At 68.0% G+C, this 10,689-nt stretch carries 12 protein-coding genes; 4 read left to right on the top strand and 8 right to left on the bottom strand.

Annotated elements, in window-relative coordinates; translation table 11 throughout:
• On the top strand, positions 1–1,490 hold a 1,490-nt coding region (locus tag ACRDPN_RS09235), incomplete at its 5' end, for a M6 family metalloprotease domain-containing protein (RefSeq protein WP_431447153.1).
• A 62-nt stretch (positions 1,491–1,552) separates the two neighbouring features.
• Here the strand turns inward: ACRDPN_RS09235 and ACRDPN_RS09230 are convergent.
• The 3 genes from ACRDPN_RS09230 to ACRDPN_RS09220 are packed head-to-tail and all read right to left on the bottom strand — an operon-like array spanning position 1,553 to position 3,628.
• A complete protein-coding gene (locus ACRDPN_RS09230; RefSeq protein WP_431447152.1) occupies positions 1,553–2,350 on the bottom strand; it encodes an exodeoxyribonuclease III in 798 nt (265 codons plus the stop codon).
• Between the two features lie 26 nt (positions 2,351–2,376).
• The gene (locus ACRDPN_RS09225) at positions 2,377–2,763 is read right to left on the bottom strand and encodes a DUF1304 domain-containing protein (RefSeq protein WP_431447151.1); all 387 of its coding nucleotides are present in this window, start codon (positions 2,761–2,763) and stop codon (positions 2,377–2,379) included.
• A 34-nt stretch (positions 2,764–2,797) separates the two neighbouring features.
• Positions 2,798–3,628: an aldo/keto reductase gene (locus ACRDPN_RS09220; RefSeq protein ID WP_431447150.1), complete on the bottom strand. Its 831-nt coding sequence runs from the start codon at positions 3,626–3,628 to the stop codon at positions 2,798–2,800.
• A gap of 92 nt (positions 3,629–3,720) precedes the next feature.
• On the opposite strand from ACRDPN_RS09220, the gene ACRDPN_RS09215 reads away from it, so the two are divergent.
• Entirely contained in the window at positions 3,721–4,170 is a 450-nt protein-coding gene (locus ACRDPN_RS09215; RefSeq protein ID WP_431447149.1) for a hypothetical protein, read from the top strand.
• 10 nt (positions 4,171–4,180) lie between these two features.
• Here the strand turns inward: ACRDPN_RS09215 and ACRDPN_RS09210 are convergent, their stop codons facing one another.
• Complete coding sequence (locus ACRDPN_RS09210; protein WP_431447148.1) at positions 4,181–5,431, bottom strand: geranylgeranyl reductase family protein; 1,251 nt, start codon at positions 5,429–5,431, stop codon at positions 4,181–4,183.
• Between the two features lie 43 nt (positions 5,432–5,474).
• Here ACRDPN_RS09210 and ACRDPN_RS09205 point away from each other — a divergent pair, with 43 nt between their 5' ends.
• Complete coding sequence (locus tag ACRDPN_RS09205) at positions 5,475–6,209, top strand: queuosine precursor transporter (RefSeq protein ID WP_431447147.1); 735 nt, start codon at positions 5,475–5,477, stop codon at positions 6,207–6,209.
• Here ACRDPN_RS09205 and tgt read toward each other — a convergent pair.
• Positions 6,179–7,369: a tRNA guanosine(34) transglycosylase Tgt gene (gene tgt / locus ACRDPN_RS09200; protein ID WP_431447146.1), complete on the bottom strand. Its 1,191-nt coding sequence runs from the start codon at positions 7,367–7,369 to the stop codon at positions 6,179–6,181. The genes ACRDPN_RS09205 and tgt overlap by 31 nt on opposite strands.
• A 29-nt stretch (positions 7,370–7,398) precedes the next feature.
• Positions 7,399–8,052 carry a M50 family metallopeptidase gene (locus ACRDPN_RS09195; RefSeq protein WP_431447145.1) on the bottom strand — a complete coding sequence of 218 codons (654 nt, stop codon included), beginning with the start codon at positions 8,050–8,052 and terminating at the stop codon, positions 7,399–7,401.
• A gap of 86 nt (positions 8,053–8,138) precedes the next feature.
• Between ACRDPN_RS09195 and ACRDPN_RS09190 the strand changes: the two genes are divergently transcribed.
• On the top strand, positions 8,139–9,386 hold the full coding sequence (locus ACRDPN_RS09190) for a DNA recombination protein RmuC (protein ID WP_431447144.1): 1,248 nt from the start codon (positions 8,139–8,141) through the stop codon (positions 9,384–9,386).
• Here the strand turns inward: ACRDPN_RS09190 and ACRDPN_RS09185 are convergent.
• Together ACRDPN_RS09185 and ACRDPN_RS09180 are read right to left on the bottom strand one after the other, a co-directional pair.
• Positions 9,383–10,555 carry a cystathionine gamma-synthase gene (locus tag ACRDPN_RS09185; RefSeq protein WP_431447143.1) on the bottom strand — a complete coding sequence of 391 codons (1,173 nt, stop codon included), beginning with the start codon at positions 10,553–10,555 and terminating at the stop codon, positions 9,383–9,385. The two genes, ACRDPN_RS09190 and ACRDPN_RS09185, sit on opposite strands and share 4 nt — an antisense overlap.
• Positions 10,552–10,680 (bottom strand): helix-turn-helix domain-containing protein, encoded by a 129-nt coding sequence (locus ACRDPN_RS09180; RefSeq protein WP_431447154.1) that lies wholly within the window; start codon positions 10,678–10,680, stop codon positions 10,552–10,554. Before ACRDPN_RS09180 ends, ACRDPN_RS09185 begins: the two co-directional genes overlap by 4 nt.
• Between the last annotated feature and the right edge of the window lie 9 nt (positions 10,681–10,689).

Below are 10,689 nucleotides of genomic sequence, written 5' to 3'. Positions count from 1 at the left end.
GCGGCGACGAGGCCGACGGCGATCCCCAGCAGGGCGAGGACGCGATCTGGTCGCACCGCTGGTACGCGTTCTACACCGACCAGGGCCTGACCGGGCCCCAGCAGAACAAGCTCGGCGGCACCCAGGTCGGCGACACCGGCATCTGGGTCGGCGACTACACGGTTCAGCCGGAGAACGGTGGCCTGTCGGTCTTCGCCCATGAGTACGGGCACGATCTCGGCCTGCCCGACGACTACGACACGTCCGGTGGCGGCGACAACAACAGCGAGTACTGGACGTTGATGGCGCAGAGCCGGCTGAACGGGAAGGACGAGCCACTCGGCACCCGTCCGGGCGACCTCGGCGCCTGGAACAAGCTGCAGCTGGGCTGGTTCGACTACGAAGCCGTCCAGGCGGGCGCGAAGAAGACGCTCGACCTCGGCCCGCAGGAGTACAACACCTCGAAGGCCCAGGGTGCGGTGGTCGTGCTGCCGAAGAAGAACGTCACGGTCGACAACGGTGCTCCGGCCTCCGGCGAGAAGCAGTTCTGGTCTGGCATGGGCGACGACCTCACCCACTCGATGACGACCGACCTCGCCCTCACCGGCAAGTCCGACGCCACGATGACGGCGAAGGTCCGCTACTCCATCGAGGAGGGCTACGACTACGCGTACTTGCAGGTCTCCGACGACGGTGGCGAGACCTGGACGGCGCTCGACGGCACGCTCGACGGCGAGCCACTCGCGAAGGACGCCTCGGGAACGCCGACCTTCTCCGGGGAGCACCCGGCTTGGGGCGACCTCGCGGTGCCGATGTCATCGGTCGCCGGCAAGGATGTGAAGTTCCGCGCCCTGTACCGCACGGACGGTGGTGTGGCCGAGAAGGGTCTGTTCCTCGATGACATCAAGGTCGTCGCGGACGGCGCGACCGTGCTGGAGGACGGTGCCGAGGCCGATGGATCGTGGACGCACGATGGGTTCAGCGCCATCGGCGCGACGACCGAGAAGGCGTACGACCAGTACTACCTTGCGGGTCACCGCTCGCACGTCGGCTACGACAAATACCTGGCGACCGGCCCGTACAACTTCGGCTTCAACAACACGAAGCCGGACTGGGTGGAACACTACAAGTACGGCCACGGCCTGTTGGTCTCGTACTGGGACACGTCCCAGGCCGACAACAACACCAGCAGGCATCCGGGCGAAGGTCGCAACATGATCCTCGACGCGAACCCGGCGCCGATCACCAACGTCGCGACCGGTGCTCCCTGGCGGGCACGCATCCAGATGTACGACGCTCCGTTCTCGCTGCACACTGCGGACTCGATGACGTTGCACACCAACGGCAGGTCCAGCTACATCCGTGGCCAGGACGCCGAGCCGGTGTTCGACGACACGAAGAAGTACTGGTACAGCCGGCTGCCCAACCACGGCGTCAAGCTGCCGGGCGTGGGCGTCAGGATCCAGGTGCTCGAGGAGGGGGGCACCACGATGCGGGTCAAGCTCAGCTGACGACTTGACCCGTTCCGGGACGGGAGGTCCGCATCAGGGGGTGCGGGCCTCCCTTCCGTTTGTCAGATGTCGTAGTCGATGACCAGCGGGGCGTGGTCGGACCAGCGTTCGCCCCAGCTGGGCGCGCGGTCGACGGACGCGGTGCGCGCCGACGCCGCGAGCTCAGGGGTGGCGAGCTGGTAGTCGATCCGCCAACCGGTGTCGGTGTCGAAGGCCTTGCCGCGCATCGACCACCAGGTGTACGGGCCCGGCATGTCACCGCTCATGGCGCGGTGCACGTCGACCCAGCCGAGCTCGTCGACCGCCCGGTCGAGGTAGGCGCGTTCCTCGGGCAGGAAACCGGCCTTGCCGAGGTTGCCCTTCCAGTTCTTGATGTCGTTCTCGGTGTGGCCGACGTTGAGGTCGCCGGTGACGATGCCGTGCGCGCCGCTCGCACGGATGTCAGCCATCCGCGCGAGCATCCGGTCGAGGAACCGGAACTTGTCGTCCTGCTGGGGTGTGCCGACGCCGCCCGAGTGCACGTACGCCGACACGACGGTGAGGAGACTGCCGTCCGGGAGTGGAATGTCGGCCTCGACCCAGCGACCGGAGTCGTCGAAGTAGGGATCGCCGCAGCCGAGCCGAGCATCCTTGGGCTCGATTCGGCTCAGCACCGCGACGCCGGCACGACCCTTGGCGGCAGCCTCGGTGTGGGCGACGTGGAAGCCCGAATCCGCCACCACCTCGCGGACGACCTCGTCGGGTGCCCGAACCTCCTGCAACGTGACGACATCGCAGTCGCGGTCGGCGAGCCACGCGTCCATGCCCTTGCGGTAAGCAGCGCGGATGCCGTTGACGTTGATGGTGGCGACGCGAAGCATGCGCGTCAGCCTACGTGCGCTCTCCGTCAGGCGAGCGCGAGGACCGAGGCGATCACGGCGAGTGCAGGAACCGTGCCCTGGGTGGCCGCGGCGCGGGCGTATCCGGCTCCGGTCGAGAGCAGCACCAGCGCGGCGGCGGCCATGCTCGCGCACCCGGCGATAACCAGCGCCCAACCCGCGTCGGTGCGGTCGGCCACCACCAGCACGATGCCGATGATCGTGACGACGGCGAGGAAGAGGTTGTAGTAGCCCTGGTTGTAGGCCATCGGGGCGGTCGTGTCGGCGTCCGCCTGGGACTCCAGCCCGAAGCGCTTCCACGTGCCGGGCTGCTTCCAGGTGATCGACTCCATCGTCCAGATGAACACGTGGAGCGCGGCTGCGACGCCGGCCAGAACGAGCGCGACTGTGGTCATGGCCGCAGCCTAGGCCGTCGATGCTGGTCTCGATTCAGAGCTGAACTTCGGTGGCAGGATCGCCGCCGATTCGCTTCCCGGTCTCCAGGGTGGCGATGCGTTCGAGGTCGTCGTCGTCGAGAGCGAAGTCGAACACGTCGAGGTTGCTCCGGAATCGCTCGGGGGTCGCCGACTTGGGGATGGGTGCCGCGCCGAGGTCCAGGTGCCAGCGCAGCACCACCTGCGCGGGTGTTCGGCCGTGCTTCTCGGCAGTCTCGGTGATCTCACGCCGGTCGAGGAGCTCGGTCCGGCGACCCAGAGGGGTCCAGCTCTGCGTCACCGTGCCCAGACGGAAGTCCGCAACACGTTGCTCGTTCTGGGGCAGGAACGGATGGAGCTCGATCTGGTTGACCGCGGGCGCGACGCTGGTTTCGTCGACCAGACGGTCGAGGTGCCCCGGCAGGAAGTTCGAGACGCCGATCGAGCTCACGAGGCCCTCATCGCGGAGTCGGATGAACGCCCGCCACGTCTCGACGAACTTGCCGATGGGCGGCTGGGGCCAGTGGATGAGGAACAGGTCCAGGCGATCAAGACCGAGTCGCTCGAGCGAACCCTCGAACGAGCGCCGGGCCTCGTCGAACCCGTGGTCGGCGCCGGGCAGCTTGCTGGTGACGAACAGCTCGTCGCGAGGCACGGACGACGCCCGGACCGCCTCGCCGACCTCGACCTCGTTGTCGTACCGGGTGGCCGTGTCGAGCAACCGGTATCCGGCGTCGATCGCGGATCCGATCAGCTCGGGCGCGTCCGGCCCGATGATCTTGTAGGTGCCGAAGCCCAGAGCGGGCATCTGGTTGCCGTCGTTCAGGTCGAGGAGGGGAGCGGTCATGACGCCAACGCTACGACGGGCTGTCGAGCGGTGGTGGTGTGGACGGTGAGCCGCTAGATTCGGACCGCAGGTTTCGACCGGGGGGAACGCACGTGGCTGTCGACAAGGACTCGCTGACCAGGAACGAGCAGGGAGTGTTGGCCGCTGGTGCCCTGGCGTTGGTCCTCTCGCTGCTCCCGTGGTTCACCATGGTGACGTTCGACGGTCCCGGGCAGGACATCAGCACCACGGCCTGGACCAGCTTCGCGACCATCGGCATGGTGCTCCTGCTCGGCGCCTCCGCATTCGTGGCGATCATGGCGATCTCCGACGAGGCCCTCCCGAAGGTCGTTCCGTGGCACCTGATCGCCGTCGTCATGGCCGCCGCCGGCACGTTGCTGATCGTGCTCAAGGTCCTGACGACGGGCAGCTCCGCGCCGGGCGTCAACGCAGGACCCGGCTGGTCCGGCTTGCTGCTGGTTGCCGTCGCCATCGTCCTGACGTTCTTCTCCGTGCAGGCGTTCCGCGAGTCCGAGGACGAGCTCAACCGCAGCGAGGCCTGAGCTCAGTAGTTCAGGCGGTGAAGGGCGGCCGGTCGTCGAGGCGCACCGACCGCCGTCCGGCCCAGCGCCACACCCGCGCGGTGGTGTCGCGGTCCTCGTCGGTGAAGAAGTTGCCCATGACGCGAAGGGCGATCGCCATGAGCCGGGGCGACCGCATGCCGAGCGGTCCGAGCGTGGGCAGCAGACCCGGCACGGTGATCAGCCCGGCCAGTCGACGGGCGATGGAGAACGCCTCGCCGTAGTGGGTGGTGAGCAGGTGCGGCCAGGCTCGTTCGAGATCGTGGGTCGAGTCGAGCAGCTCTGCTCCGACGCGACCGGTCTCGAGTCCGTAGTCGATGCCCTCACCATTGAGCGGGTTGACGCAGCCGGCGGCGTCGCCGACGAGGATCCAGTTGGGCCCGGCCACACCGGACACCGCGCCGCCCATCGGCAGCAGCGCCGACGTCGGCAATCGCAAGTCAGGCCCGAGCGACCACTCCTTGCGGCGCAGGTCGGCGTAGTACTCCATCAGCGGGCGGATCTGCAGGTCGGCCGGTCGCTTCGACGTGGCGAGAGCGCCGACACCGAGGTTCACCTCGCCGTCGGCGAGCGGGAAGATCCAGCCGTAGCCGGGGAGGAGCTCGCCATCCTGACCGCGGAGCTCGAGGTGGGAGGAGATCCACGGGTCGTCGCTGCGGCCGGACTTTACGTACGACCGACCGGCTACCCCGTAGGCGGTGTCGCGGTGCCACTCGCGTCCGAGCACCCGTCCGAGCGGGGAGCGGACGCCGTCCGCAATGACGAGACGGTCGCAGGCGATGGTGTGGGTCTGCTTGTCCGAGCCGATGCGGAACGTGACGGCGGTGACGCGTCCATTGAGGTCGTGCTCCGCGTCGACGGCGCGGGCGTGCTCGAGCGGCACGGCGCCGTCGTCGATGGCGACCTGGCGGATCCGGGCGTCGAGGGTGGTTCGGGGGACGGCCGAGCCGTGGTCGGGGAGCGATCCGCCGGGCCAGGGGAGCAGCAGCTCCTGGCCGAAGCCGGCCGCGCGCAAGCCGCGGTTCGTGCCGAAGCTGCGTACCCAGGTGCCGAGTCCGAGGCGTTCCAGCTCCGCGATGCCCCGGGGGGTGAGGCCGTCGCCGCAGGTCTTGTCGCGCGGGAAGACGGCGGCGTCGGCGAGCACGACGTCCGAGCCGAGCCTGGCCGCCCACGCTGCGGCGGATGCCCCAGCCGGACCGGCGCCGACGACGAGGACGTCGGTGCGTGTCGGCAGGGTGCTCATGGGTCGATTCTTCCATCGGCTGTCACATGGTTGGATGTGGGCCATGAGCGCTGCCACGGAGCGTCGTGACGAGGTGCACTTCGCCTCGCGAGGTTCGTCGTACTTCGACATCATCCTCGCCGCGTTCTGCGTGGTGCTGATCGTCTCGAACATCGCGGCCACGAAAGGCATCGAGCTCGGGTCGTGGGAGTTCTCGATCGGATCGGTGCAGATCAGCCCGATCGTCACCGACGGTGGGGCCTTCCTGTTCCCGCTGGCGTACATCGTCGGCGACGTCATCTCGGAGGTGTACGGGTTCCGCGCCGCTCGCCGGGCGATCTTCACCGGGTTCGCAATGGCACTCGTGGCGGCCGGGACGTTCTGGGTCGTTGAGCAGGCGCCGGCCGCCTCGTTCTACGAGAACCAGGCCGCCTTCGCGAGCGTCGCGGGTCCGGTGGCCCAGATCGTGCTCGCCAGCCTGGTGGGATACGTGGCCGGCCAGTTCATCAACTCCTGGGTGCTCGTGCGCATGAAGCGGCGTACCGCGGAGCGCGGGCTGTTCGCCCGGCTCGCGACGTCGACGGGCGCCGGCGAGCTCACCGACACGTTCCTGTTCTGTGCGATCGCGGCATCGGCGATCGGCATCACGTCGATGGGCGTCTTCTGGAACTACTTCATCGTCGGGGTCGTCTACAAGGTCGCGGTCGAGCTGATCGTCATGCCGGTCACGATGGTCGTCATCGGCTGGCTCAAGCGGCATGAGCCGACCTACTGGGTCGAGACTGCTCCAGCCGAGTAGCCGCCCAGGAACTCGGCCTTCATCGCCGCGAAGTCGCCGGTGTCGATGGCCCCGCGCATGTCGTCGACGAGCCGCACGATGAACCGCTCGTTGTGGATGGTCGTCAGCGTGGCCGCCAGGTACTCGTTCGCCTTGAACAGGTGGTGCAGGTAGGCGACGGTGTAGTGCTTGCAGGTGTAACAGTCGCAGCCGTTCTCGATCGGTTCGAAGCTGCGGCGTGAGGCGGCCACCCCCAGGTTGTGCCGTCCGCGGGCGGTGTAGACGCGCGAGGAGCGTGCGACCCGCGACGGCTGCACGCAGTCGAACGTGTCGCAGCCCTGCTCGACGGCCATGAACAGGTCGTCCGGCTCGCCGATGCCGAGCAGATGGCGGGGGCGGTCGTCGGGGAGCTCCTCGACGACCCAGCCGATGATCTCGTCGAGGTTCTCCTTTTCGATCGCCCCGCCGATGCCGTAACCGGCGAGGTCGAGCGCCACGAGATCGCGGGCGGAGCGACGTCGCAGGTCCTCGTGCTGTGCGCCTTGCACGACGCCGAACAGCTGCTGAGTCGACCCGAGGCGCCGGTGCTCGGCGACGCACCGCTCCGCCCAGGCATGGGTGCGGGCGACCGACCTTTCCTGGTAGTCGCGGGTGTTCATCAGCGTGGTCAGCTCGTCGAAGGCGAAGATGACGTCGGCTCCGAGCTGGTGCTGGATCTGCATCGAGAGCTCGGGAGTGAACCGGTGCGTCGACCCGTCGATGTGGCTGCGGAACGTGACGCCGTCGTCGTCGACGACCGCCATCCGGTCCTTGCCGGGGGCGATGACGTCGTCGGCAGTGACGCCCTTGGCGTCCATGGCGAGCGTCTTCTTGAAGCCGGCGCCGAGGCTGAGCACCTGGAACCCGCCGGAGTCGGTAAAAGTCGGCGCCGGCCAGTTCATGAATCGTCCGAGCCCACCTGCGGCTTCGACGATGTCGGCGCCCGGCTGCAGGTACAGGTGGTAGGCGTTGGCGAGCAGCGCTTGCGCACCGAGCTCACTCATCGTCTCCGGCAGCACAGCTTTGACCGTGGCCTTCGTGCCGACCGGGATGAACGCCGGGGTGCGGATGTCACCGTGCGGCGTGGAGAGGACGCCGGTACGACCGGCCGCCCCCTCGAGGCGACGTCCGACGGTGAACACCCGACCATCCAACCATCGGTGCCCCCTTGTCAGGCACTGCGGAGCAGGACGACCGCGACAGCCAGCGCAGCCAGGGTCGCGATCAGCAGGAACGCGTTCCAGACGGCCGCCGGGAGGCGGGTGAGCCGGGCCAGCAGGTCGGCGTCGGTAGTGCGAGTTCGGGCGCGTCGACGGTGGCTCCACAGGTCGAGCGTGGTGCGAGGGGCGGCGACCAGGAGGAACCAGGCGAAGATCGAGGCCGCGAGATCCTGGACCTCCGCCGACGTTCGCCAGATGAGCACGGCCACGACGCCGCCCGCCAGTCCGACCACCACGAGCCCGAACCAGTTGCGGATGTAGAGAAGGATCAGCGCGAGAGTGAGGAGCGCCGCCCACAGCGCCCAGGACGTCAGTCCGGAGCTGACGAGCCAGATGCAGGCGAGACCAAGCACGGCCGGGGCGAGATATCCCGCCGCCGCCATCGCCACCATGCCGGGACCGTGCGGGCGTCCGCTGGAGATGGTGTGGCCGGACGTGTCGGAGTGCAGCCGCACGGCATTGAGCCGGCGTCCGGTCAGCAGGGCGACCAGGGCATGGCCGGCCTCGTGCACGAGGGTCACGACGTGACGGGAATACACCCAGACTGGTGGCAGCAAGGCCAACGCGCTTCCGATGAGTGCGGCGGTCACGGGGTTGTTCGTCACGGCGCCATCGTGCCGCATGGCGATCAGGTGGAAGCGCCCCGGCACGTCTGCACGAAGTTGTCGGTGGTCGTTGCCAGACTGACGGCATGGATCTCGTGATCGTTCTGCTCATCGGACTGCTCGTCGGGTTCGTCCTGGGCTGGCTGTGGGTTCGCTCGCGCCCGGACGTCGGCGACGTCGCGGCCAGGCTGGCCACGGCCATGGCCTCGCGCGACGGGTTGCAGCGCGAGCTCGACGCGGCACGGGAGCAGTACTCCGACCTGATGGAGCGCACGCGCCGAGAGGCTCAGGAGCGCGTCGAGGCGGAGCGGCGGGACAGCAAGGTACTGAGCGCTCTCGCCCCGGTGCAGGAAGCTCTGCGCACGATGCACCAGGACTTCGCTCGACTCGACAAGCAGCGCAGTGAACAGCACGGCGACCTCGCCGCTCACCTCAGGATCACCCGTGAGACGGCCGAGAAGTCCAAGCTCGCGGCCGAGACCCTGGCCTCGGCCTTGCGCAACAACTCCGTGCGTGGCGTCTACGGGGAGACCCAGCTCAAGTCGCTCGTCGAGTCGGCGGGCCTCCTGCGCCGGGTCGACTTCACCACCCAGGAGTCGATCGAGTCCGAGTCGGGCGCACGCCGTCCCGACATGGTGATCCACCTGCCCGGTGGCAAGCAGATGGCGATCGACGCGAAGGTCCCGTACACCGCGTTCATCGAGTCGAACCGTCCGGACCTCACCGACGCGCAGCGTGCCGAGCTGCTGACGCGGCACGCCAAGCAGGTCAAGGCGCACATAGACGCGCTGGCGGGCAAGACCTACTGGTCGGGACTTTCGGCGAGTCCGGAGTTCACGGTCGCGTTCATCCCCAACGAGTCGATCCTGAACTCTGCTCTGGATGCCGACCCGAGCCTCATGGAGTACGCCTTCTCCAAGGGCGTGCTCCTGGCGACGCCCGTCAATCTCTGGGCCGTTCTCAAGACGGTGGCGTTCACCTGGCAGCAGGACGTGCTCACCGAGGACGCCAAGCACCTCTTCGACCTCGGCAAGGAGCTGTATGCCCGGCTTGCCAAGCTGGCCGAGCATTCGGAGAAGCTGCGGCGGTCGATCGAGTCCACCGTGGCCAACTACAACAACTTCGCCAGCTCGCTCGAGCAGCGCGTGCTCGTCACCGCTCGCAAGCTCGACCAGGTGGACGAGTCGAAGATCATCGCAGCGCCGCACACGATCGACGCCCAGACGAAGCGCCTCACCCAGGAGGAGTTCGCCGCATTCGAGGATCTCGAGCGTCCCGAGCTCGACTTCGCGCTCGAGGCCGAGATCGTCGACGACGACAGCGAGACCGGTTAGTCGAGCGCCTGCTCAAGGTCGCTGACGAGGTCGGACACGTCCTCGATGCCGACGCTGAGACGCACGAGATCGTCTGGCACCTCGAGCACGGAACCAGCAGTCGATGCATGGGTCATCGCACCCGGGTGCTCGATCAGCGACTCGATGCCACCCAGGCTCTCGGCGAGGATGAAGACCTCCGTGCGTGAGCACAGGTCGAGGGCCGCCTGTCGACCGCCGGCGAGCCGGATCGAGATCATGCCGCCGAAGCGACGCATCTGCTTTGACGCCACTTCATGGCCGGGATGTTCGGCGAGACCTGGGTAGATCACCTGCGACACCGCCTCGTGCCCCTGTAGGAGGTCGACGATCGCCTCGGCGTTCGTGCAGTGCTGCTCCATGCGCACGGCGAGCGTCTTCGCACCGCGCATCGTCAGGTACGCGTCGAACGGTCCCGGCACGCCACCGGCCCCGTTCTGCAGGAATCCGAACGCGTCGTGCAGGGACTCGTCGTCGGTGACGAGCGCGCCGCCGACCACGTCGGAGTGCCCGCCTAGGTACTTCGTCGTGGAGTGAAGCACGACATCGGCGCCGAGGAGCAGCGGCTGCTGCAGATACGGCGAGGCGAAGGTGTTGTCGACGACGAGCTTGACGCCGGCCTCACGGGAGACGCCCGCAATGGCCTCGATGTCGGCGATGTTCAGCAGCGGGTTGGTCGGGGTCTCGATCCAGACCACCTTCGTCTCCGGTGTGATGGCGGCGCGGATGCCGTCGACGTCATTGACGGCGACCGTCGTGTAGGTGATGCCCCATTGGGTAAACACCTTGTCGATCAGCCGGAACGTGCCGCCGTAGGCGTCGTCGGGGATGACGAGATGGTCGCCGGGGCGCAGCATCGCTCGTAGTGCGGTGTCGGTGGCGGCCATGCCGGAGCTGAACGCACGTCCGAACGCGCCGCCCTCCAAGGCGGCCAGGTTGGCCTCGAGCGCGGTTCGCGTCGGGTTGCCGGTGCGCGCGTACTCGTAGCCGCCGCGCATGCCTCCGACTCCGTCCTGCGCGAATGTCGATGAGGCGTAGATGGGGACGTTGACCGCGCCGGTCTGCGGGTCGGGTTCGAACCCGGCATGGATCGCGCGGGTGGCGAAACCCTGCCAGGCATCCTTGTCGTGGGCGCTTCTCTTTTCGCTCATACGTGTGCGCCGAGGAGGTCGTGGCGGGTGAGGACGCCGAGCGGCTTGCCGTCCTCGATGACCATCACGGCGTCGCTCTCGCTGAGTGCCTTGAGGGCGGTGTCGAAATCCTCGGTGGAGCCGATCAGCGGCAG

This window comes from Aeromicrobium sp., assembly GCF_050700635.1.
Lineage (GTDB): Bacteria > Actinomycetota > Actinomycetes > Propionibacteriales > Nocardioidaceae > Aeromicrobium.
This window is presented reverse-complemented; position numbering and strand designations above follow the sequence as displayed.

Coding starts and splice junctions, on each gene's coding strand:
- ACRDPN_RS09230 (WP_431447152.1), bottom strand. CDS start 2,350: ATGCTTCGCGTCGCCACCATCAACGTCAACGGCATCCGCGCTGCTTAC.
- ACRDPN_RS09225 (WP_431447151.1), bottom strand. CDS start 2,763: ATGACCACAGTCGCGCTCGTTCTGGCCGGCGTCGCAGCCGCGCTCCAC.
- ACRDPN_RS09220 (WP_431447150.1), bottom strand. CDS start 3,628: ATGACCGCTCCCCTCCTCGACCTGAACGACGGCAACCAGATGCCCGCT.
- ACRDPN_RS09210 (WP_431447148.1), bottom strand. CDS start 5,431: ATGAGCACCCTGCCGACACGCACCGACGTCCTCGTCGTCGGCGCCGGT.
- ACRDPN_RS09205 (WP_431447147.1), top strand. CDS start 5,475: ATGAGCGCTGCCACGGAGCGTCGTGACGAGGTGCACTTCGCCTCGCGA.
- ACRDPN_RS09190 (WP_431447144.1), top strand. CDS start 8,139: ATGGATCTCGTGATCGTTCTGCTCATCGGACTGCTCGTCGGGTTCGTC.
- ACRDPN_RS09185 (WP_431447143.1), bottom strand. CDS start 10,555: ATGAGCGAAAAGAGAAGCGCCCACGACAAGGATGCCTGGCAGGGTTTC.